The following is a 21996-nucleotide window of genomic DNA, read 5'->3' on the forward strand; positions in this document are numbered from 1 at the left end:
CCGCTCCCCCACCCCCCCCGCCCGCTCCGCGCCGGGCGCGCCGCGTCTGCCGCACTGTGTGCCCCCCTCCCCCCGGCCGGCCCGCCCCCGGCCCCCCCCCGCCCCCCCCCCCCCCCCACCTGTGTTTCCGCCGGTCCATGCCTCCATGAGCTGCGCTGAGGGCTCGGGCAAGCGATGTGCACTCACTGCCGTTTGTGTGGGCTCATCCCTGCTGGGGCGGCACCAGGATCGACAACACGCACATCACAATGCCGCCGAGCAGCATGGCCAGTACGTCGAACCAGCGTCGGCGGACTTGGAGCAGGCCGGCCACCTTCGGTGGCAGCACCAGACGCAGCACCCCGGCGAACACCGCTGCAGCACCCATCAGGACCGCGCCGCGTCGCCAGTGCCCGGCACCTGCCACCACGATGCCTGCGGTGAAGATCACCAGACAGCTCAGCAGTGGCCATTCCCTCCACAACGGGCCGAGTTCGTGCCTCGCCTGCCCCGTCACAGCCGATACCGGTTCCGGGTGTCCGATCACAGGTGTGACTGCCGGTTCGGCCGGAGGCTCAGCAGAACTCCCCGGCACGGCATCACGCGGCGGCTCGATGTGGTCGAACAGGCCGTCGCGATCATTCGGCGCTGTCACTGCACCTGGTTGACGTTCTGCTCGGCCCTGTCCACCACATTGGCCAGCAGCATGGCGCGGGTCATCGGGCCCACTCCGCCGGGATTGGGTGTGACATAACTGGCGACATCCCAGACGTCCGCCGAAAAATCACCGACCGGCTTACCGTCAACCCTTGTCACACCGACATCGACGACCACTGCGCCGGGCTTGATCATGTCCGCCGTGATGAGACCCGGATGACCGGCCGCACCGATGACGACATCCGCACTGCGCGTCTTCTCGGCGAGATCGCGGGTTCCGGTGTGACACTGGGTGACCGTTGCATTGACATCGCGTCCCGACAGCAGCAGGGCCAGCGGGCGGCCCACGGTGATACCGCGGCCGACGACGCAGACATCTGCGCCCTCCAAGGAAATGTCATTTCGCCGCAGCAGCTCCACGATGCCGCGTGGGGTGCACGGCATCGGCCCTGGCTGGCCCAGCACGAGCCGGCCGAGGCTGTCGGAGGTGATGCCGTCTGCATCCTTGTCGGGGTCGATCAGCTCCAGCACCCAATGCGAGTCGATCTGCGGGGGCAGCGGAAGTTGCACGATGTATCCGGTGCACAACGCCGAGTCGTTGAAAACCCGGATGGATCGCTCAACCTGGGTGGGGGTGGCATCGGCGGGCAGATCGACGCGGAACGATTCGATGCCCACCTGCTCGCAGTCCCGGTGCTTGCCGTTGACATAGATGTGGGAGGCAGGATCGTCCCCGACCAGGATCGTGCCCAGGCCGGGCACGATCCCCTTGTCCCTGAGAGCCTCGACGCGTGTCTTGAGCTCTGCCTTGATCTGGGCCGCGGCGGCCTTGCCGTCCAGTTTCCCTGCGGTCATTGATTGCTCCTCAGCGCCGATCAGTGGAAGAAGTGCCGGTTGCCGGTGAAGTACAGCGCGACGCCGGCCTTCTTGGCGGCCTCGATGGTCTGCTCGTCGCGGATCGATCCGCCCGGTTCGACGATGGCACGAATGCCCGCATCCAGCAGCAGCTGCGGCCCGTCGGAGAAGGGGAAGAAGGCATCCGATGCGGCGACCGAACCCTTGGCACGGGCGCCAGCCCTCTCGATGGCCAGCTTGCAGGAGTCGACGCGGTTGACCTGGCCCATGCCCACGCCCACCGAGGCGCCGTCATGGGCGAGCAGAATGGCATTGGACTTGACTGAACGGCAGGCCTTCCAGGCGAACAGCAGATCGGCGATGGTGGCCTCGTCGGCAGCTTCACCGGCCATCAAGGCCCAGTTCGACGGATCATCGCCGGGCGCGTCGAGCTTGTCGGGCTCGGTGACCAGCAGGCCCCCGGAGATCTCGCGCCACTGGGAGGGCTCGAAGCGGTAGTCCTCGGCCACCAGGATGCGCAGATTCTTCTTGTGCTGCAGCAGTTCGAGGGCAGCAGGCTCGAAGCCGGGAGCGACGATCACCTCGGTGAAGATCGGCTTGACCTGTTCGGCCATCGCCAGGGTGACCGTGCGGTTGGCTGCGATGACGCCGCCGTAGGCCGACAGCGAATCACAGGCATGTGCCTTGCGGTGCGCCTCGGCGATGTCGGAGCCGATTGCGATGCCGCAGGGGTTGGCGTGCTTGATGATCGCCACGGCCGGCTCGTCGTAGTCGTAGGCCGCCCGGCGTGCCGCATCGGTGTCGGTGTAGTTGTTGTAGCTCATGGCCTTGCCATTGAGCAGCTCGGCGCCGACCAGGCCTGGGGCGCTTCCCTCGGCGGCGTAGACGGCAGCAGCCTGGTGGGAGTTCTCGCCGTAGCGCAGGTCGCTCACCTTGCGGGCGGCCAGCCCGACGAACTCGGGCATGCCCTCGTCGGTGGTCTGGGCTGCCAGCCAGCCGGCCACTGCGGCGTCGTAGGCGGCGGTGTGGGCAAAGGCCTTGGCAGCCAGGGTGCGGCGCTGGTCGAGCGTGAAACCGCCACGCCCCAGCGCGTCGTACAGTTCCCCGTACTGGTCCGCGCTGGTGATGATCGCCACCGAGGGATGATTCTTCGCAGCGGCACGCACCATGGACGGTCCGCCGATGTCGATCTGCTCGATGCACTCGTCGAAGCCGGCGCCCGAGGCGACGGTCTGGGTGAAGGGGTAGAGGTTGGAGACCACCAGGTCGAAGGGCTTGATGCCCAGTTCGTCGAGCTGATTGCGGTGGCTCTCCAGGCGGCGGTCGGCGAGCAGCCCTGCGTGCACGGCCGGGTGCAGGGTCTTGACGCGGCCGTCGAGGCACTCCGGGAATCCGGTGATCTGCTCCACCGGGGTGACCGGCACACCAGAGTCAGCGAGTTTCTTCGCTGTGGAACCGGTGGAGACGATTTCCACCCCGGCGTCCGCGAGCATGCGCCCCAGTTTTTCCAGTCCGGTCTTGTCGTACACGCTGACCAGGGCGCGCTTGATGGGATTGCGGGTGGAATCAGTCATCTGTTGCCTTTCCGTCGCTGCTTTGTGCATTTCCGGCTGCCAATGAATTGACGGTGCGCACGAGCATGTCGCGCTCTGTCACCTTGATGCGTTCGTGCAGACTCGCCTCGTCGTCACCGGGTTCGACGGGTACTGAGTGCTGGGTGATGATGGTTCCGGAATCGACGCCGTCGTCGACCCAGAAGATGGTGGCGCCGGTGCTCGTGACGCCTGCCGCCAGGGCGTCCCGGACGGCATGGGCGCCGGGGAAGGCTGGCAGCAGCGCCGGGTGGGAGTTGACGATTCGGCCCCGGAAGCGGTTCATGAATGGCTCACCGAACAGTTTCATGAACCCCGCCAGCACGATGAGATCGGGCTCGTAGGCGGCGACGGCGTCTGCGAATTCCTCGTCCCAGGCCAGCCGCTCGGCAGAGCCGCGACGCAGCAGGGTCGGCATGGGCACCGCGAAGGCGGGTACGCCGGCATCACGGGCCCGCGCCATGCCCGGGCAATCAGGAATCTCCGAACCGACAGCGACCACATCGGCGTCCAGCCGCCCGTCCCGCTCGGCATCGAGCAGGGCTTGGAGCAGGGTGCCCGCGCCGGACACGAGGACGACCACGCGGAATGTCACACAGCACAGCTTAGCCATGCCGAGGTTCAGTCCTCCGGGCGCGCTGGCGCGGATTCGTCATCGGAACCCATGTCGGGGTGCGACAGGACGGAGGTGAGATAGCCACCGATCATTGCGCCGGCGCCCAGAACGCAGGGCGCGAGGACGACCAGGTGCGGCATCGACGCACCGAGCCCGGCAAGCTGCTGTTCACCGAATCCTCCCTTGGCGAGCAATTCGGCGAAGCAGACCAGGACGGCGGTGAGGAGACCCACCACCAGGCCCAGCAGCGCTGCGCTGTCATGCCCGACCGTTCCGGGCGGAAGCCGGCGAGCCACTGCGTCACGCCGTGCCCTCACGGCCACCGCACCGCCCAACGCGCCAGCCACCGCAGCGGCGAGGAACCAAACCAATCCCAGGGCCGAGCTGTGCGCACCGGTGGGCAGTGCGCCGAGCATCGGAATGGCAGGCAGCTGGCCGGGATGGCTCGCAGTAGGGCTGAACAGTGTGCCGGCACCGGCGGTGAATCCGGCTCCGAGCAGCCAGGACATGGTCCACAGCACCTCATTGGGGATCCACATCACCTGCAGCAGGGCAAGCATGATGCCACCGAATCCGCCGGGGGCCAGCTGCTGGTGGATGCCGATGACATCACGCTGGTGAGTCAGCAGTGACCCGCCGAGGACCACAGCAGCGACGATGACGAGGGCCGCCGCGGCGGCGAGGACACCTGCCAGCACGCCCGACATCCAGCCGCCCTGGCTCAGCCCGGTGGCCCGCCAGTGGAGCGTCCGCCCTGCCGAGAGAAGACTGACGACTCCCCCGACCAGCAAACCACCCAGGATCGCTGGGCCGGTGCTCTGCGGATGCCCGAGCAGATTGGTGCACAGGCCGAGGATCACCAGATAGGGGATCGCAAACCACGCCGCCAGGCGCAGCGCGAAGGCACCGGAACTGCCCGCGAGAGCCCCACTGTCCTCATTGCTGCGGACCCCTGTGCTGGTGGCCCCACGGCTCAGGACCGCTTTCCGGGCGATGGCCGACACAGCAGAGGCAACCATGACGACGATGACTGCGCTGAGCCCCAGTGGCACCAGGCTGACTCTCACGCCGTCGAGGGACGCAGGGACGCCATTGGCCAGCAGCCAGAACTGCGTCGAGACCTCCAGTACCTGCTGGTAGCTGGTCCCGGCGTCATCGCCGAGCCAGACCAGCGAGCAGAAGGCGAGCACGATGAGCCAGCCGGCGGCAGCGACCACGACGGCAGCGAGCACGCTCGCCATCCGCCATGGCAGCGCCACGAGTCCTTGCGGCCCGCGGCCCTTGGGGTCTGGCGCGTCATCCTCGCCAGTGGCTGTGCCAGTTTCGTGCGCGCTCATCGCCATCTCCCGCCAGACCATCGCGGCCACGATACCTGTCCAGCCAGGGTCCACCGGGCCAGCGACCCGCCCCACTCGGCTTCAGTGCTGACTCGTTCGGGGTTCAGCCCGCGCGGACCAGTTCGCGCATCAGCCGGGCCGTCTCGCTGGGCGTGCGCCCAACCGTGACCCCGGCTTCCTCCAGGGCAGCCTTCTTCGCTTCGGCAGTGCCCGAACTGCCCGAGACGATGGCACCCGCGTGGCCCATGGTGCGTCCCTCGGGTGCAGTGAACCCGGCCACATAGCCGACCACCGGCTTGGTGACATGGTCAGCGATGAATGCCGCAGCACGCTCCTCCGCGTCGCCGCCGATCTCGCCGATCATCACGATCGCCTCGGTCTCGGGATCCTCCTCGAAAGCGGCCAGTGCGTCGATGTGGGTGGTGCCGATCACCGGATCACCGCCGATGCCGACGGCGGTACTCATGCCCAGATCGCCGACCTCCTTCATGAGCTGGTAGGTCAGGGTTCCCGATTTCGAGACCAGGCCGATGTGCCCGCGCCGCGCGATGCCCCCGGGGATGATCCCGGCATTGGCGATGCCGGGAGAGATGATGCCCGGGCAGTTCGGCCCGATCAATCGCACGCCGGCGTCCAGTGCGGCCTCCACGAAGCGCGAGCTGTCCTGCACCGGGACGCGCTCGGTGACGCACACGATCAGCCCGATGCCCGCCCCGACTGCTTCCATCACGGCGTCCGCAGTGCGCGCAGGGGGCACGAAGATGGCCGAGACATTGGCGCCGGTGGCATCGACGGCCTCGTGCACGGTGTCGAATACCGGTAGTTGCCTGCCGTGCGCCTCGATCGTCGAGCCGCCCTTGCCCGGAGTCACCCCGCCGAGCAGCGGCGAATCTCCGGCGACCATTCGGCGGGTGTGCTTGCTGCCCTCGGCACCGGTGATGCCCTGGACGATGATCCTGGAGCCCTCGTTCAGCCAGATCGCCATCTCAGGACCTCCCCGCATCGGCTGCAGCCGTGTCCGTCACCGCGAGTTCGGCCACCCGCCGCGCCGCCTCGTCCATCGTGTCGACGAGTGTGATCGCCGGATCTGCGAAATCCCGCAGGATTTCCCGGCCCTCTTCGACGCTGTTGCCGTCCAGGCGCACCACCACGGGGACTGGCAGCCCGCCGACCATGCCGACGGCCTGCACGATGCCATTGGCCACCTCGTCGCAGGCGGTGATCCCGCCGAAGACGTTGACGAAGATCGAGCGCACATTCGGATCGGCCAGAACGGTCTCCAGAGCCGCGGCCATCACCTCGGCCGAGGCCCCGCCCCCGATGTCCAGGAAATCCGCCGGTTTCGGGCCGCCCGGTAGATCCGCCCCCGCTGCGGCAACCACGTCGAGGGTGCTCATCACCAGCCCCGCGCCGTTGCCGATGATCCCCACCTCACCATCCAGGCGCACATAGTTCAGCCCGCGCGCCTTCGCCTGCAGCTCCAGCGGATCCTCGCCCGAGGTGTCGACGAACTGCTTGTGATCGTGGTGCCGGAAGAACGCGTTGTCGTCGAGGCTGACCTTGGCGTCGGCGGCCAGCACCTGGCCAGCACCGGTGAGGACCAGTGGATTCACCTCGACAAGGGTGGCGTCCTCGGAGACGAAGACCTCACCCAGACTCACCAGTATCTCGGCGATGCTGTCGCGCAAGGACGGATCGAAACCTGCGGCTACGACGATCTCACGGGCCTTCGCCCGGCTGATGCCCTGTGCCGGGCTCACCGCCACCCGCGCGAGCTCCGAGGGGTGCTCGCGGGCGAGGGTCTCGATGTCCATGCCGCCTTGCACCGAGCACAGCGCGAGCCAGCGCCGCTCCGCGCGGTCGATGAGCAATGAGAAGTAGTACTCGGCGGCGATGTCGACACCCTCGACCACCAGCACGGAGTGCACGACGTGGCCCTTGATGTCCATGCCGAGGATGCGCTCGGCGGCCTGCTGGGCTTCATCGCCGCCATGGCACACCTCGACCCCCCCGGCCTTGCCGCGGCCACCGGTTTTCACCTGGGCCTTGACGACGATGACGGGCATGCCGAGCTGTCGGGCGGCTTGACGAGCCTGCAACGGAGTGCGAGCCAGACGGCCCCGCGGCACCGGCACCCCGTGCGCGACCAGCAGTTCCCGTGCCTGGAATTCGTAGAGGTCCACTGCGCCTCTCCTGGGTTCGCGGCCATCAGTGGCCGGCGGGTGAAAGGTGCCGTTCGTCCTTGACCGAGCACCAGTCGGGAGCCCGGACGGGCCCCACTCCGACAATAGCCACGCCAGCGCGCCCACCCCAGACTTCGGCGGGAAAACCATGATTCACAGGCCGGGATGCCGAGAAATCAGGGGTCATTCACTCAGAGCTTCTCCAGGGGCGCGAAGCGCAGCGCGAGGCGTTTCACTCCGCCCGATCCGAAATCGATGTCTGCCTGCGCAGTGTCACCGGCACCCTTGGTGGCCACCACCGTACCCAGTCCGAAGGTGGAGTGCAGCACCCTGTCGCCGGGATCCAGGGAGGCGATCCTGCGCCCACCCGGCAGAGCGCCACGACCCGAGCCGAAGATCGGCCCGTCGGACTCCGCCGCGCGCCGCGCGCTGGTCCACCGCTCCGAGGCGGTGGACGCCCAGCCGGCGATCTGGCTGCCGGTGCGCTTCCAGTCGATCAGTTCCCCGGGGATCTCGTCCAGGAAGCGGCTCGGCGGGTTTGCCTGCGGCTTGCCCCACACCGAGCGCACCATCGTCCTGGTGAGATACAGCCTGGTGCGTGCCCGGGTGATCCCCACATAGGCCAGCCGGCGCTCCTCGGCGAGTTCTGCGGTGTCGGCGAGCGCCCGCATGTGCGGGAAGATGCCGTCCTCCATGCCGGTGAGGAAGACATTGTCGAACTCGAGTCCCTTGGCCGTGTGCAAGGTCATGAGCGTCACCACGCCGGGCGAATCCGGGTCGGCGTCAGGAATCTGATCGGCATCGGCAACCAGCGCGATCCTCTCCAGGAAGGCGCCCAGCGAATCATCCGCATCGATCATGCCGCCGATCAGCTCGTCGGCCAGCTCACCCGGGTCGCTGGCACCCTCTCCATCGGGCCGCAGTCCGGCGGAGAGATCCACGCTGTGCGCCTGGGAGACGAACTCCTGGGCCACGGCGAGGAATTCCACCAGATTCTCCACGCGCGTCTCGTCCTGGGGATCGGTGGAGGCTTTCAGCTCGTCGATCAGCCCGGAGTCCTTGAGCACGGCCGCCAGCACGTCGTCGGCCGGCGCGCCGGATCCGGCCAGTGCGCGAAGCCCGCGCATCAGTGAGCCGAAGGCCTCCACCTGGTGACGCGATCGGGTGGCCATGCCGGGCACCTCCGCGACCCGATCGATCGCCTGCGCGAAGGGAATCCGCTCGTTGGCGGCGAAGACCTCCAGGGCGGCTTCGGCGCGTGCTCCGATCCCTCGCTTGGGCACATTGAGCACGCGCCGCACCGAGACGTCGTCGGCGGGATTGGCGACCGCCCGCAGATAACCCAGCGCATCGCGGATCTCGCGACGCTCGTAGAAGCGCACGCCACCCACCACGCGGTAGGGCAATCCCAGCCGGATGAAGACCTCCTCCAGCGGGCGGGACTGGGCATTGGTGCGATAGAACACGGCGACATCGCGGTATTCGCCGATGCCCTTGTCATGCATCTGGTCGATCTGCTCGGCCACCCAGCGGGCCTCGTCCTGCTCGGAGTCCGCCGTGTAACCGACGATCTTCCTGCCGTCGCCGGAGTCGCTCCACAGCTTCTTGGCGGGGCGATCGGAATTGTTCTTGATGACGGCATTGGCCGCCGAGAGGATGGTCTGCGTGGAGCGGTAGTTCTGCTCCAGCAGAATCGTGCTGGCTCCCGGGAAGTCCTCGTCGAAATCGAGGATGTTGCGCACATCGGCGCCGCGGAAGGCGTAGATGGATTGGTCGGAGTCGCCCACCACCATCAGCTCCGGCGGGGAGATCTGGTAGCCGTTGTCGGGGCCGGGGTTCGGGCCGCACAACTCGCGGATGAGCATGTATTGGGCATGGTTGGTGTCCTGGTACTCGTCGACGAGCACATGGCGGAAACGCCGCCGGTACTCCTCGCGGATCTCCGGATGGGTCTGCAGCAGCCCGACGGTGACCATGATGAGGTCGTCGAAGTCGACGGCATTGGCCGCCACCAGCCGTCGCTGGTACTCCTCGTAGGCCCCGGCATACAGCTCGTCGTTGCCGGTGGAGGCACGTTCCTCGGTCATCGCGGGGGTGAGCAGCTCGTCCTTGGCATTGCTCACCCAGTTGACGACGGCTCGCGGCGGGAAACGCTTGACGTCGAGGTTCTGGTCGCGCAGCACCAGGCCCATCAGGCGCTTGGTGTCGGTGTCGTCGTAGATCGTGAAGCTGCGCCGCAGCCCGATCTCCGGCGCCTCGGCGAGTTCGGAGCGAAGTATCCGTACGCAGGCGGAATGGAAGGTGGACACCCACATCGCACGAGCCGCGCGACCGACCAGCGCACCGACCCGGCTGCGCATCTCAGCGGCGGCCTTGTTCGTGAAGGTGATGGCGAGGATCGAGCCCGGCGCGGCGCTGCGCCGCCCGATCAACCAGGCGATGCGGTGGGTGAGCACCCGCGTCTTGCCCGAGCCGGCACCGGCCACCACCAGCACCGGCGCACCCTCATGCAGCACCGCCTCGCACTGGGGCGGATTGAGCCCCTCCAGCAACGGATCAATGCCCTCGGCGACAGCACCCACCGGGGTCGCACCGATACCGGGTGCGGCGAGGTGGTCGAGTTGTCTGCCGAACTCGGCGAAGGGATTGGTGCTGGTGGGCTCAGTCATGGCCTCTCAAGACTAGGCGCGATGCCGCTGCAGACCGATAAGGTGACCCCATGCCATTGCGGGAACAGGCGCCTCGCGTCGTGAGAAATATCGTATTGGGCTTGTTCGGGGCGCAGTGCGCCGCAGCCGGAGCCCTGATCGCAGCCGACGCGGTGCGCAAGCGACGAGCCAATGAGCCCAGCTTCCCCATCCACGACACCATGGAAGTCGACGCCGGTCGCAACAAGGTGGCCGTCTATGGCTATGGCGAGAAGCTCTATGCAGACATGCTGAAGTCGATCGACAGTGCCCAGCGCACCATCCACTTCGAGTCATTCATCTGGAAGGCCGACGAGGTCGGGCACAAATTCAAGGACGCGCTCATCGCGGCGGCGGACCGTGGAGTCGATGTCTACATCGTCTATGACGTGTTCGCGAACCTCGTGGTGGATCCGTTCTTCTTCCGGATGCCGCCGAACATTCATGTCAAGAAGCACCCGCTCGTGCAGTCCGTGGCGTTCTGGCGCCCACGCAATATGGGACGCGATCACCGCAAGCTTCTCGTCGTGGACCACGAGGTGGCCTATGTGGGTGGCTACAACATCGGCGATGACTACGCCAAATACTGGCGCGACACACACGCCCGCGTCATCGGGCCGTCCGTGCGCGAATTGGAGAATGCCTTCGTCGCGTACTGGAATCTGCGGCCTGCGCACATGCTGCCGATCCAGGCCTCGCCGATGCGCACCTACAAGGGCGAGCTGCCGACGGTCGCCGGCCGGGCGTGGAACGGCAACATCACCGTGCAGCGCAATACGCCGCGGCTGGCCGTGTTCCCGATTCGCAACATGTACCTCGAGGCGATCGACCGGGCTGAGAAGAACATCTGGCTCACCACTGCCTACCTCATCCCGGACGAGGATTTTCGCACCGCGCTGGGCCGCGCCGCCGCCCGGGGGGTGGATGTGCGCATCCTCGTCCCGGCCAAGTCGAATCATGTCATCTCCGACTGGTTGTCCCGAACCTTCTACGACGGGATGCTGCGCGACGGTATCCGGTTATTCCTGTTCGAGAACGCCATGATCCATGCGAAGACTGCGACCATCGACGGCGAGTGGTCGACGATCGGCACCGCCAACCTTGATCGGCTCAGCCTGCTGGGCAACTACGAGGTGAACGCCGAGATCCGCAGCCCCGAAGTGGCCGAGGCCCTCGAGCAGCTCTTCCTCACCGATCTGTCGAACTCCCACGAAATGGACCTGCAGCACTGGTTGCAGCGCTCCTTGGTGGCGAAAGCCACCGAATGCCTGCTGGCGCCCTGGCGACCCTTCTTCTGACAGCCGGCCCTCTCAGGCCGGCGATGGTCCCAACTCCGGGCAGTGCGGCTGGCTAGACGAGTTTGCGGTCGGTGGCCCACTTGGTGAGTTCGTGGCGGTTGGACAGCTGGAGTTTGCGCAAGACGCTCGACACATGCGTCTCGACGGTTTTGATCGAGATGAACAATTCCCGGGCAACCTCCTTGTAGGTGTAACCGCGAGCGATGAGCTTCATCACTTCCCGCTCACGCTGGCTCAGCCGGTCCAGATCCTCGTCCACGCTCTCCACCGAGATCGAACCGCTGAACGCATCCAGCACGAAACCGGCCAGTCTGGGGCTGAACACCGCGTCGCCGGTGGCCACCTGGTCGATGGCCTCGACGAGATCCGAGGTGCTGATCGATTTGGTGACGTAGCCGCGTGCACCGGCGCGGATGACGCCGATGACATCGTCAGCGGCATCGGAGACCGACAGCGCGAGGAATGTGACATCGGGCAGTGTCTTGTGAACCTGGGTGACCACCTCAGCGCCACCGCCGCCCGGCAGGTGCACGTCAAGCAGCACCACATCAGGAGTCGTCTCGGTGATCACGGCGACCGAACTGGCGACATCCTCGCCCTCGCCCACCACATCCACCTGATCGGGCGCCGCAGCCATCAATTCGTGCTGCACCCCTGCACGGAAGATCGCATGGTCGTCGACGAGCACGATTCGCCAGGGACGCGTCCGCTCGCCCGTCTCGGCGCCGGCCTGGTCATCAGGAACGCTGTTCATCGTGACATCTCCAATCTCACCTCGGTGCCCTCGCCGGGGGCGGTTCGGATCCGGACGCTGCCACCGTGGCGCTCCATGCGCTCGATGATTGATCTTTGCACACCCATTCTGTCGACTCCGATTCCCTCGATGTCGAAGCCCCGGCCGCGATCCCGGACGAAGACCTCGACAGACTCGACGTCAACCTCGGCATAGACATCGACCTTCGCAGCACCGGAATGCTTGGCCGCATTGATCATGGCCTCCTTGGCGGCGTTGATGGTGGCCTCCAGACCGGGCGTCATGGCGGCATCGCCGACGCAGACCACTTCCACCGGCACACCCCTGGCATCCTCCACCTCTGCACCGGCGGACACCAGCGCGGCGTGGAAGGCCTTTGGCCCAGGCTGGTCGCCGTAGAGCCAGGACCGCAATTCCCGCTCCTGTCGGCGGGCCAGCTGCGCGACCATCTTCGGGTCGTCGGCCTGACGCTGGATGAGCGCCAGGGTCTGCAGCACCGAATCGTGCAGGTGCGCCGCCATGTCGGCCCTTGCGTCGGCGAGCAGCTTCTCCTCCCTGGCCTGGTTGAGATTTGTGCGCATCTGGTTGATCCACGGCGCCGCCACGATGACGAAGCCCACCAGGGTGAGCGCCGCAACGGCCATCACGGAGGGGAGATTCGGCCCACTCACCTGGGAATAGACCGCCAACCACAGGGCGGCTCCCACCAGCAGCATTCCCAGGCCCATGCGCAGCAGGTAGGCCCAGCGCGCGCTGCTCACCAGCGGTGCGAGCCAGCGAGGCAGGTCGGTCTTCTCGTCGTCGGCGTCCCCGGCCTGCCGCCAGACCAGCGCGACGCCCACCACCGCCAGCACTATCGGCCAGAAGAAGCTGTTGCCGGGCCCGAAAACGATGGCTCGGCCGAGCAGGAGCAGGCCGGCGCACAGCACAACCGCCGCCACCGTCAGACCCACAGGGGTTCCACCGCTCCTGACCTTGGGAGCACGACGCATTCCGGCGCGCCGGGCTGCGGCCAGGCCCGGGGATTCGGGTCGGGGAGACTGTTCGGGAAGCAGCATCCACAGCGCCGCGTAGAGGACCACCCCGAGATAATCGATCAGGGACAACGCGACCACGCACATCCGCACCACCCACACCGGCCAGCCGAAATGCTGTGCGATACCCGTGCACACGCCACCCAACCAGTGGCCCTCGCGGCGTCTCACCAGACCCGAACGCCCCGACGAGCGGTGCTTGTCACGCCTGGCACCCGACTCTGCCGAGTCACCCTCGAGGCCCTCATCACGCCGAATCGGCGAGGGTGCCTTCGAGACACCTGGCTCCAGCGCCGGGGCGGCAGGCAGATTCAGCGCTGCTTTGCCGCGGAACCGCCACCAGCGCGGCCTCTTGTGGTCTCGATGCACTCCTCCAGACTCGCACAGCCGGCAAGCTCACCGTGGCGGCCCACAGCACCGCGAGCTGAGAACCCCAAGTGAGGGGGAAGAACCGGGGTCGATCAGCGAATATCCGGCCCGGGCGAAGGCCAGACTGGAACCGTGCCTTCGGCCGCTCCGCGTCGAAGACCGATACAGCACGACCACAGGACCGGCCGGAACATCGCCGGCGAGAATCACGAAATGCAGAAGGGGAATCACCATGAGCGAGAAGAAACTCGTGAGGAGCAGGGACCACCGCATGATTGCCGGTGTCGCCGGAGGCATCGGTGAGTACCTGGGGGTCGACCCCAACATCGTGCGTCTGGTGTTCATCATCCTGGCGCTGATCACTTTCGGCACTGCCGTGGTGCTCTACCTCGCCGGGTGGCTGCTGCTGCCCGACCAGGACGATGGCTCCCGGGGTTTCGACTCGCTCATGCATGCGTTCAGGAACTTCAAGCGTGGCGGCAACGGTTCCGAGGACACCTTCGACCCCTACTCCGAGAAGTGAATGCTGACTTCCAGTGGTGCATCTGAATCTGCGCCCAGTTGCACCACTGGAAGGATGCCATGGCCCGAGTCGATGGACGCGCTTCGATGTGAGCGCCCTTGCTCATTGCTGCGCCTCAACAGGTGTGCGGTGGATTCCACGGAATAATATCGTTGATCGCCATCATTTCCCTGTTAGCGCAATTCCCTGTTTGCGCAATCAAGAATTCCTCGAGAACACAGTCTTCCACTGGTTCCATCGCATTGATGGCTCCATGCTTGACTTCATGTTCCCGTGAACAGGCAGATCGCATTGACGATCTGCGGGAACACGGCCATGACGACGATGGCGCGCACCACCTGCATGATGATGACGTCGGTGTTGTCCACACCGAGGTCCTCGATGATCAGCGCCATGTCGGAGGCACCAGCGGGGGATGCGATGAGCATGCCCTCCTTGCGCCCGTAGCCCAGGAGCCTGCTCTCCAGCCTCCCGGTGGCGAAGCAGTTGACGGTGTAACCCACCACCACAATGACGATGGGGACGACGAGCCGGCCCATGGACCTCAACCCGCTCACGGTCAGCAGCGTGCCCAGGTAGCTGCCGGCCACGATCTGACAGGCCTTCTTCACCCCTTTGGGCAGGTATGCGAAATCGAAGCAGAGCTTGAGGACCAACGCCGCGACGATGGCGGATGAGAACGTGAAGCCCGGTACACCGGTGGCCTTGCCGAGCAGACCAGCCGCGGTGGCCGCGACAACGGTCACGGAAAGCGCCTGCCACGACTTCTGCGTCGACCTGACACGCTGCTCCTCGCCCGTGTGCTGGTCCCCGCGGGCATCGGCGAAGCCTCGCGTCGTCCGTGACCTGTCGAAGGTCGCGATCATCAGCGGGAACAGGCCGATGCCCAGGACCTGGCGCACCAGTTGAAGCACTGCCACCACTGGTGCATCGGCGCCCATGTCCGCGGCGACGATCGGTGTGTCGTTGATGCCCCCGGGCACCACGGACATCAGCGAGGTCACCAGGTCGAGCGGAGTCGCGGCCCAGATGGCGAACCCGAGAGCGATGAACAGCACGAGGAACGAGACGAGCATGAGCCCAACGGCACCGCCGATGGTTCGCAGGCGCACGACATCGCTGCGTTCCATCGAACAGCCCACGAACGCGCCCGCGATGACCTGCACGGCCGTACCCGTGTCATGCGGGACCCATGCCCAGCCCAGGACGACATTGAGGCACGAAACCCCTGCGAAGGCACCGATCATGAAGGCGGCCGGTACCTTGAGTCGCCTGAACAGAAAGCCGCAGCCGGTGCCGACGGCCAGGGTCAGCACGAGTTTCGCTGCCAGTTCCATCTGGTGTGTCGCAGTTCCCTTCGGGGCGGAGTGGACGGAGGGATTCTATGGCCCACAATGGGTCAGGTGGAACGTGCTGTGATGGAATGGGCCGGTCTCCTACCGTTTCACACCAATTCATCACACGTCATCGGATCGACGGGAAGTTGACGGGGAGATGCGCATGCGCAACGACGACGGGCTCAGCGTGGATGAGGTGGCCGAGATCCTGCAGGTCAGCCGCAACACCGTGTACGCCCTGAAGAACAAGGGCACGCTGAACTCATACACGGTGGGTCGAAAACTCCGCTTCACCTATGCCGACGTGCAGGCCTACATTTCGTCGTCGAAGAAGGTGCACGTCCCCGAGACGACCTCGCCGTCGAACCGGGGCATGGACCGGTTCGTCATCTGCGGGCAGGACATCATCCTCGACGTGCTGTCCAACTACGTGGCACAGGCGGGCATCGATTCCCTGCGCGCCTACATCGGCAGCTACGACGCGCTCACCGCGCTGTACAAGGACTCCGTGCAGGTGGCCAGCGCCCATCTGTGGGACAGCGCATCGGATGAGTACAACGTGCCCTATGTGAAGCGGCTGCTGCCGGCGGTGCCGACCGTGGTCATCAACCTCACCTACCGCAACCAGGGCCTCTACGTGGCGAGGGGCAATCCCAAGCACCTCCAAGCATGGAGCGACCTGCTCAATCCGGGTGTGACCATGGTGAACAGGGAGAAGGGCGCCGGCTCGCGCGTCCTGCTCGACGAACACCTGGAACTCCTCGGGGCGGACCCGCATGAGATCAAGGGTTACGCGACGGAGGTCCAGTCGCACATCGCCGTCGCGAGTGCAGTGGCTCGCGGGAGGGCCGATGTCGCCGTCGGCAGTGAGAAGATCGCCCGTCAGGTCGAGGGCGTCGACTTCGTGCCACTCCAGCGCGAAAGGTACGACCTGGTCGTCAAGCAGGAGAACTTCGACACACGCCCGGTGCAGGTCATGATGGGAATCCTGGAGTCGGGCCTGCTCCGCGAGGAGTTCGCGGGGCTCGGCGGCTACGACACGAGCGAGATGGGCAGGATCGTGGCCATCGGCTAGCGGGGCCTCATCGCTGCTGCATCACTCCCACTCGATGGTCGCCGGCGGTTTGGATGTGATGTCGAGCACCACGCGGTTGATCTGACGGCACTCGTTGGTGATCCGGGTGCTGATCTTCTCCAGCACCTCATAGGGCAGCCTCGACCAGTCGGCGGTCATGGCGTCCTCGGAGCTCACCGGCCGCAGCACGATCGGCGAACCGTAGGTGCGTCCGTCACCCTGCACACCCACCGAGTTCACACCGGCCAGCAGCACCACCGGCATCTGCCAGACCTGGCGGTCCAGCCCGGCCGCGGTGAGTTCCTCGCGTGCGATGGCGTCGGCGTCGCGCAGCAGCGCCAGGCGCTCGGCTGTGACCTCGCCGATGATGCGGATGCCGAGCCCCGGGCCCGGGAAGGGCTGGCGCCAGACCATCGAGTCGGGCAGGCCGAGCTCGGTGCCGACGGCCCGCACCTCGTCCTTGAACAGGGTGCGCAGCGGCTCGATGAGGGTGAACTTCAGGTCCTCGGGCAGGCCGCCGACATTGTGGTGGCTCTTGATGGTGGCCGCGCCGTCGCCGCCGCCGGATTCCACCACGTCCGGGTAGAGAGTGCCCTGCACGAGGAAGTCGATGCCCTTGTCACCGGCGATCTGACGGGCGGCGTCCTCGAAGGATCGGATGAACTCGCGCCCGATGATCTTTCGCTTCTGCTCCGGCTCGGTGACACCCTCGAGGGCCCCGATGAAACGCTCGGATTCCTCGGCAACCACGAGGTCAACCCCGGTGACGTCGACGAAGTCGTGCTTGACCTGATCGGCCTCACCGGCTCGCAGCAGGCCGTGGTCGACGAAGACGCAGGTGAGCTGGTCGCCGATGGCGCGCTGCACCAGAGCCGCCGCGACTGCGGAGTCCACGCCGCCGGACAGCGCGCACAGCACCCTGCGGTCACCGACCTCGGCGCGGATCGCTGCGATCTGGTCGTCGACGATCGAGGAACTCGTCCAGTCGCCCTTGCAGCCGGCGATGTCGAACAGGAAGTGCTCAAGCACCTGCTGGCCGTGCTGGGTGTGCACCACCTCCGGATGCCACTGCACGCCGGCCAGTTTGTGGCCGGTGTCCTCGAAGGCGGCCACCGGCGCCCCGACGCTGCGTGCCAGCGTGGTGAAGCCCGCGGGTGCGAGCGTCACGGCGTCTCCGTGGCTCATCCACACCGACTCGGTGCCGTCCAGTCCGTCCAGCAGGACCCCGGTGCGCTCGACGACCACGCTGGTGCGCCCGAATTCTGATTCCCCGGTGCGCTCCGCGGTGCCACCGAGCGCCACAGCCATGGCCTGGAAGCCGTAGCAGATACCGAAGACCGGGATACCGACGTCGAACAGAGCCGGGTCGACCTGCGGGGCATTCTCGGCGTACACCGAGGCTGGGCCCCCGGACAGGATCACCGCGGTGGGCCGCTTGGCGGCCATCTCGCTCACCGGCATGGTGTGCGGGACGATCTCGGAATAGACATGTGCTTCGCGGACGCGCCGGGCGATGAGCTGCGCGTACTGCGCACCGTAGTCGACAACCAGCACAAGATCGTGGCTTGTGGGCATGGGGCGAGTCTATTGCTCCTGGCGCCCCGGCCCGCATCACGCCAGAGCCGTCGCGGGCCGGAGGTGGGAGGCCAGTTGCTGGTATCGCTTGTCGGTGCGGCACAATCTCGCTTTGATGAACAGGTGACAATCTCGATGCGGCATGTTCTGGCCAGACTGGACGAGGACCTCAAGGCGGCCAAGCGTGAGGACCCCGCGGCCCGCTCCAGCTTCGAGATCATGGTCTGTTACTCGGGACTGCACGCCATCTGGGCCTACCGGCTGGCCCACAGGATGTGGAATCGCTCGCTGGTGCTGCGTTTCCCCGCCCGTGTGCTCAGCCAGTTCGCGCGCTTCATGACCGGCATCGAGATTCATCCCGGTGCGACCATCGGGCGGCGCTTCTTCATCGACCATGGCATGGGCGTGGTGATCGGCGAGACGGCCGTCGTCGGCGATGACGTGCTGATGTACCACCAGGTCACCCTCGGCGGCCGGGCCCGCGGCCACTTCAAGCGTCACCCCACCATCGGCAACAGGGTACTGATTGGCGCCGGGGCCAAGGTCATCGGCGACATCGTCATCGGAGCAGACGCCAAGATCGGCGCGAATGCGCTTGTCGTGAAGGATGTCGCGCCGGGCGCGGTGGTCATCGGGGTGCCCTCCGAGGTGCGCCCGGGCGACGTGGTCGCCTGAGCCGGGGAACCCCGGCCTATTTTTTCTCCGCAATTTCCGTGTGGTGGCGGACCACTTCGGAGACGATGAAGGCCAGCAGCTTCTGGGCGAACTCGGGGTCGAGGTGAGAGTCTTCGGCCAATGTGCGCAGCCTTGCGATCTGTACCTGTTCACGGGCCGGATCCGATGGCGGCAGCCCGAGTTCGGCCTTCAACTCCCCCACCCGCTGGGTGATCTTGAAACGTTCGGCCATGATGTGGATCACAGCGGCATCGAGATTGTCGATGGAGTTGCGCAGGGTGTTCAGCTCGGGAGGAATGTTCTCCTCGGCGCCCCCGGCCTGCGAGTCATCGGTCATCATGGGCCCGCTCAGCGGATGACCAGCTCGATGCGCTGGAATTCCTTGATGTCCTGGTACCCCGAGGAGGCCATCGAGCGGCGCAGCGCGCCGACCAGATTCATCGTGCCATCGGTCACGGAGCTCGGCCCGACCACGACCTCCTCCAGGGTGCCGACCGACTCGTAGCGCACCCGGCGTCCGCGCGGCAGGGTCTCGTGCCAGGCCTCGGCGCCCCAGTGCCAGCCCTTGCCGGGAGCTTCGACAGCGCGGGCCAGCGGACCGCCGATCATGGCGGCGTCGGCACCGCAGGCGATGGCCTTGGCGATGTGACCCGACTGGCCCATCGCACCGTCGGCAATGATGTGCACATAACGGCCTCCGGACTCGTCCAGGTAGTCGCGGCGAGCCTCTGCAACATCGGCGATGGCCGAAGCCATCGGCACTTCGATGCCCAGCACCTGCCGGGTGGTCGAGGAGGCGGCGCCACCGAAGCCGACGAGCACGCCTGCGGCTCCGGTGCGCATCAGGTGCAGCGCCGTCTGGTAGCTGGCGCAGCCGCCGACGATGACCGGCACATCGAGGTCGTAGATGAATTTCTTGAGGTTGAGCGGCTCACCGGAGCGGGCCACGTGCTCGGCGGAGACCGCGGTACCCCGGATCACGAAGAAGTCGACGCCGGCAGCCTCGACGACCTTGGAGAATTCCTGGGTGCGCTGCGGGGAGAGAGCTCCGGCCACCGGCACGCCCGCATCGCGGATCTGCTTGAGGCGTGCAGTGATGAGTTCGGTCTTGATCGGCTCGGAGTAGATCTTCTGCATCCGCCGGGTGGCCTCGACGGCGTCGGGGACGGTGGCGAGTTCGTCGTACAGCGGGGAGGGATCCTCGTAGCGGGTCCACAGGCCCTCGAGGTTCAGCACACCCAGACCGCCGAGCTTGCCGAAGGCGATCGCGGTGTCCGGGCTCATCACCGAGTCCATCGGAGCAGCCATCAGCGGGAAGTCGAATTCGACGGCATCGATCTTCCAGGAGAGGTTGACCAGCTCCGGGTCACGCGTCCGCCGCGACGGGACGATGGCAACATCGTCGAGAGAGAAGGCCTTCGGAGCGCGCTTGCTGCGTCCGATGTCGTACATGGAAGTCTCCGATCAGCATCCGGGCGCACCCCGGCGCGGTTGTTCAGTCTAGTGACTGGTGATGGGCGGGCGACACCATCCCTTGAACCGGTGGGGTACGCGAGTCCCTCCCCCGATGCCGGTTCCCGCCAGTTCTGGTCGCCTACGGCACGGCCGGTGCAGTGGTGCACCAGGGCGATCCGTGCAGAATCCGGCGCGCGACGAGCCTCACGAACGATTCGGTCGTCCCATGGCGCTCGAGCGATGGATTCCGGACGGTGTGGAGCCAGGCGCTGCCACCGACCGGATCAGGCGATGCTGCTCAGTCGTTGTGCCCGGCGTAGTTGGGTGCCTCCACCGTCATCTGGATGTCGTGCGGGTGGCTCTCGCGCAGCCCGGCGGAGGTGATCCGCACGAACCGGCCATTGCGCTGCAGCTCGTCGATGGTGCGCGCCCCGGAATAGAACATCGCCTGGTGCAGGCCACCCGCCAGCTGGTAGACCACCGCGCCGAGCGGGCCACGGTAGGGCACCTGGCCCTCCACCCCCTCGGGAACGATCTTGTCGTTGGAGGCAACATCTGCCTGGAAATAGCGGTCCTTGGAGTAGCTCATGGTGCGTCCGCGGGTGGCCATCGCACCCAGCGAGCCCATGCCGCGGTACTGCTTGAACTGCTTGCCGTTGATGAAGACCAGCTCGCCCGGGCTCTCATCGCAGCCGGCGAGCAGCGAGCCGAGCATCACGGTGTCCGCCCCTGCCACCAGCGCCTTTGCGATATCGCCGGAGTACTGCAGCCCGCCGTCACCGACCACTGGCACCCCGAACGGGCGGCAGGCCCGGGCAGCCTCGTGGATGGCGGTCACCTGCGGCACGCCCACCCCGGCAACCACCCGGGTGGTGCAGATGGAACCAGGACCGACACCCACCTTCACGCCGTCGGCGCCCGCCTCGCACAACGCCTTGGCCGCCTCGTGGGTAGCCACATTTCCCCCCATGATGTCCACCTCCGCGGCGCGCGGCTCGGCCTTGAGTCGACGGATGAAGTCCATCTCGGCCTTGGAGTGGCCGTGCGCGGTGTCGACCACGATCACGTCGACACCCTCTTCCACCAGGGACATCGCGCGCTCCCAGGCATCTCCGAAGACACCGACGCCGGCCCCGACCCGCAGCCGGCCGTCGGGATCCTTGGACGCCAGCGGGAACTTGTCGGACTTGACGAAGTCCTTCAGCGTGATGAGGCCGGTGAGCTTGCCCTGGTTGTCGACCAGCGGCAGTTTCTCGATCTTGTGGGTGGCCAGCAGCTGGAGGGCGTCCTCGCGCTTGATGCCGACCGGTGCGGTGACGAGCGGCATCTTCGTCATCACCTCACGCACCAGCCGGGTGGGATCGTTCTCGAAGCGCATGTCGCGGTTGGTGATGATACCGACCAGCAGGCCGTCGGCGTCCACCACCGGGATGCCGGAGATGTGGAAGTTGCCGCACAGCTCGTCGGCGTCGGCGATGGTCTCGTCGGGGCCGATGGTGATGGGCTCGACGACCATGCCGGCCTCGGAGCGCTTCACCCGGTCGACCATCCTGGCCTGATCGGCGATCGACAGGTTGCGGTGGATGATGCCCAGCCCGCCCTCGCGCGCCATCGCGATGGCCAGCCTGGACTCGGTGACGGTGTCCATGGCAGCCGACAGCAGCGGCAGCCGGATCTTGATGCGCCTGGTCACCCGCGCGGTGGTGTCCACCTCGGAGGGGATGACATCTGATTCGCGGGGTTGGAGCAGCACATCATCGAAGGTCAGACCCAACGTGGCGAAGGGTTCGGGCACGCCTGCCGGAGACAATCCTGCATTGTTGAGATCCGACGTTTCGCCCATCTGCGAGCCCTTCCGACCAAGTGAGTGACAGTGCCGACATCCTACCCACCCGAGCGATGTGCCTGCCGACCCAGAAACGACTGTGGGCCCCGCCGAAGCGGAGCCCACAGTGTGTGATGCAACTCAGGTGACCGAGCGACGGCCCGAGAGTG

19 protein-coding genes and 1 pseudogene are annotated in these 21996 nt (G+C 66.5%); 4 read left to right on the forward strand and 16 right to left on the reverse strand.

Features of this window, described 5'->3' with window-relative positions:
• Positions 1-202: 202 nt before the first annotated feature.
• The 8 genes from ABF648_RS04920 to ABF648_RS04955 form a co-directional block, all read right to left on the reverse strand.
• Positions 203-634, reverse strand: a complete 432-nt coding sequence (locus ABF648_RS04920) for a DUF3017 domain-containing protein (protein ID WP_415631179.1) — start codon at positions 632-634, stop codon at positions 203-205.
• The gene (locus tag ABF648_RS04925) at positions 631-1491 is read right to left on the reverse strand and encodes a bifunctional methylenetetrahydrofolate dehydrogenase/methenyltetrahydrofolate cyclohydrolase (protein ID WP_415631180.1); all 861 of its coding nucleotides are present in this window, start codon (positions 1489-1491) and stop codon (positions 631-633) included. The genes ABF648_RS04920 and ABF648_RS04925 overlap by 4 nt, the downstream gene beginning before the upstream one ends.
• A gap of 20 nt (positions 1492-1511) precedes the next feature.
• Entirely contained in the window at positions 1512-3065 is a 1554-nt protein-coding gene (purH, locus tag ABF648_RS04930; protein WP_415631181.1) for a bifunctional phosphoribosylaminoimidazolecarboxamide formyltransferase/IMP cyclohydrolase, read from the reverse strand.
• Positions 3058-3678, reverse strand: a complete 621-nt coding sequence (purN, locus tag ABF648_RS04935; protein ID WP_415631182.1) for a phosphoribosylglycinamide formyltransferase — start codon at positions 3676-3678, stop codon at positions 3058-3060. Before purN ends, purH begins: the two co-directional genes overlap by 8 nt.
• Positions 3679-3704: 26 nt before the next feature.
• Complete coding sequence (locus ABF648_RS04940; RefSeq protein WP_415631183.1) at positions 3705-5036, reverse strand: DUF6350 family protein; 1332 nt, start codon at positions 5034-5036, stop codon at positions 3705-3707.
• 103 nt (positions 5037-5139) lie between these two features.
• Positions 5140-6021, reverse strand: a complete 882-nt coding sequence (sucD, locus tag ABF648_RS04945) for a succinate--CoA ligase subunit alpha (protein WP_415631184.1) — start codon at positions 6019-6021, stop codon at positions 5140-5142.
• A gap of 1 nt (position 6022) precedes the next feature.
• Entirely contained in the window at positions 6023-7219 is a 1197-nt protein-coding gene (sucC, locus tag ABF648_RS04950) for an ADP-forming succinate--CoA ligase subunit beta (protein WP_415631185.1), read from the reverse strand.
• Positions 7220-7410: 191 nt separating this feature from the next.
• Complete coding sequence (locus ABF648_RS04955) at positions 7411-9888, reverse strand: UvrD-helicase domain-containing protein (RefSeq protein ID WP_415631186.1); 2478 nt, start codon at positions 9886-9888, stop codon at positions 7411-7413.
• A gap of 50 nt (positions 9889-9938) precedes the next feature.
• On the opposite strand from ABF648_RS04955, the gene ABF648_RS04960 reads away from it, so the two are divergent.
• On the forward strand, positions 9939-11204 hold the full coding sequence (locus ABF648_RS04960) for a phospholipase D-like domain-containing protein (protein ID WP_415631187.1): 1266 nt from the start codon (positions 9939-9941) through the stop codon (positions 11202-11204).
• 52 nt (positions 11205-11256) lie between these two features.
• Here the strand turns inward: ABF648_RS04960 and ABF648_RS04965 are convergent, their stop codons facing one another.
• Together ABF648_RS04965 and ABF648_RS04970 are read right to left on the reverse strand one after the other, a co-directional pair.
• Entirely contained in the window at positions 11257-11958 is a 702-nt protein-coding gene (locus tag ABF648_RS04965) for a LuxR C-terminal-related transcriptional regulator (RefSeq protein WP_415631188.1), read from the reverse strand.
• Complete coding sequence (locus ABF648_RS04970; RefSeq protein ID WP_415631189.1) at positions 11955-13361, reverse strand: PspC domain-containing protein; 1407 nt, start codon at positions 13359-13361, stop codon at positions 11955-11957. Before ABF648_RS04970 ends, ABF648_RS04965 begins: the two co-directional genes overlap by 4 nt.
• 232 nt (positions 13362-13593) lie before the next feature.
• Here ABF648_RS04970 and ABF648_RS04975 point away from each other — a divergent pair, with 232 nt between their 5' ends.
• Positions 13594-13884 carry a PspC domain-containing protein gene (locus ABF648_RS04975; RefSeq protein ID WP_415631190.1) on the forward strand — a complete coding sequence of 97 codons (291 nt, stop codon included), beginning with the start codon at positions 13594-13596 and terminating at the stop codon, positions 13882-13884.
• A gap of 263 nt (positions 13885-14147) precedes the next feature.
• On the opposite strand, the gene ABF648_RS04980 is transcribed toward ABF648_RS04975, so the two are convergent.
• On the reverse strand, positions 14148-14750 hold the full coding sequence (locus ABF648_RS04980; RefSeq protein ID WP_415631215.1) for an AbrB family transcriptional regulator: 603 nt from the start codon (positions 14748-14750) through the stop codon (positions 14148-14150).
• Positions 14751-14753: 3 nt separating this feature from the next.
• A pseudogene (locus ABF648_RS04985) lies at positions 14754-15224 on the reverse strand (AbrB family transcriptional regulator); the annotation flags it as partial.
• A 160-nt stretch (positions 15225-15384) separates the two neighbouring features.
• Between ABF648_RS04985 and ABF648_RS04990 the strand changes: the two are divergent.
• Entirely contained in the window at positions 15385-16296 is a 912-nt protein-coding gene (locus ABF648_RS04990) for a substrate-binding domain-containing protein (RefSeq protein WP_415631191.1), read from the forward strand.
• A 21-nt stretch (positions 16297-16317) separates the two neighbouring features.
• On the opposite strand, the gene guaA is transcribed toward ABF648_RS04990, so the two are convergent.
• Positions 16318-17871 (reverse strand): glutamine-hydrolyzing GMP synthase, encoded by a 1554-nt coding sequence (guaA, locus tag ABF648_RS04995; protein WP_415631192.1) that lies wholly within the window; start codon positions 17869-17871, stop codon positions 16318-16320.
• 135 nt (positions 17872-18006) lie between these two features.
• Here guaA and cysE point away from each other — a divergent pair, with 135 nt between their 5' ends.
• Complete coding sequence (cysE, locus tag ABF648_RS05000) at positions 18007-18546, forward strand: serine O-acetyltransferase (RefSeq protein ID WP_415631193.1); 540 nt, start codon at positions 18007-18009, stop codon at positions 18544-18546.
• 16 nt (positions 18547-18562) lie between these two features.
• Here cysE and ABF648_RS05005 read toward each other — a convergent pair whose 3' ends face one another.
• The 3 genes from ABF648_RS05005 to guaB all read right to left on the reverse strand — a co-directional run bounded on the left by ABF648_RS05005 (position 18563) and on the right by guaB (position 21844).
• Positions 18563-18883 (reverse strand): chorismate mutase, encoded by a 321-nt coding sequence (locus tag ABF648_RS05005; RefSeq protein WP_415631216.1) that lies wholly within the window; start codon positions 18881-18883, stop codon positions 18563-18565.
• Positions 18884-18894: 11 nt separating this feature from the next.
• On the reverse strand, positions 18895-19998 hold the full coding sequence (locus ABF648_RS05010) for a GuaB3 family IMP dehydrogenase-related protein (protein ID WP_415631194.1): 1104 nt from the start codon (positions 19996-19998) through the stop codon (positions 18895-18897).
• A 301-nt stretch (positions 19999-20299) separates the two neighbouring features.
• On the reverse strand, positions 20300-21844 hold the full coding sequence (guaB, locus tag ABF648_RS05015; RefSeq protein ID WP_415631195.1) for an IMP dehydrogenase: 1545 nt from the start codon (positions 21842-21844) through the stop codon (positions 20300-20302).
• Between the last annotated feature and the right edge of the window lie 152 nt (positions 21845-21996).

The organism is Propionibacterium sp. (assembly GCF_047719395.1).
GTDB lineage: Bacteria > Actinomycetota > Actinomycetes > Propionibacteriales > Propionibacteriaceae > Propionibacterium.

Coding starts and splice junctions, on each gene's coding strand:
- ABF648_RS04960 (WP_415631187.1), top strand. CDS start 9,939: ATGCCATTGCGGGAACAGGCGCCTCGCGTCGTGAGAAATATCGTATTG.
- guaA (WP_415631192.1), bottom strand. CDS start 17,871: ATGCCCACAAGCCACGATCTTGTGCTGGTTGTCGACTACGGTGCGCAG.
- ABF648_RS05005 (WP_415631216.1), bottom strand. CDS start 18,883: ATGACCGATGACTCGCAGGCCGGGGGCGCCGAGGAGAACATTCCTCCC.
- cysE (WP_415631193.1), top strand. CDS start 18,007: ATGCGGCATGTTCTGGCCAGACTGGACGAGGACCTCAAGGCGGCCAAG.
- purH (WP_415631181.1), bottom strand. CDS start 3,065: ATGACTGATTCCACCCGCAATCCCATCAAGCGCGCCCTGGTCAGCGTG.
- ABF648_RS04940 (WP_415631183.1), bottom strand. CDS start 5,036: ATGAGCGCGCACGAAACTGGCACAGCCACTGGCGAGGATGACGCGCCA.
- ABF648_RS04925 (WP_415631180.1), bottom strand. CDS start 1,491: ATGACCGCAGGGAAACTGGACGGCAAGGCCGCCGCGGCCCAGATCAAG.
- sucD (WP_415631184.1), bottom strand. CDS start 6,021: ATGGCGATCTGGCTGAACGAGGGCTCCAGGATCATCGTCCAGGGCATC.
- ABF648_RS04965 (WP_415631188.1), bottom strand. CDS start 11,958: ATGAACAGCGTTCCTGATGACCAGGCCGGCGCCGAGACGGGCGAGCGG.
- guaB (WP_415631195.1), bottom strand. CDS start 21,844: ATGGGCGAAACGTCGGATCTCAACAATGCAGGATTGTCTCCGGCAGGC.
- ABF648_RS04990 (WP_415631191.1), top strand. CDS start 15,385: ATGCGCAACGACGACGGGCTCAGCGTGGATGAGGTGGCCGAGATCCTG.
- ABF648_RS04980 (WP_415631215.1), bottom strand. CDS start 14,750: ATGATCGCGACCTTCGACAGGTCACGGACGACGCGAGGCTTCGCCGAT.
- ABF648_RS04955 (WP_415631186.1), bottom strand. CDS start 9,888: ATGACTGAGCCCACCAGCACCAATCCCTTCGCCGAGTTCGGCAGACAA.
- ABF648_RS04975 (WP_415631190.1), top strand. CDS start 13,594: ATGAGCGAGAAGAAACTCGTGAGGAGCAGGGACCACCGCATGATTGCC.
- ABF648_RS05010 (WP_415631194.1), bottom strand. CDS start 19,998: ATGTACGACATCGGACGCAGCAAGCGCGCTCCGAAGGCCTTCTCTCTC.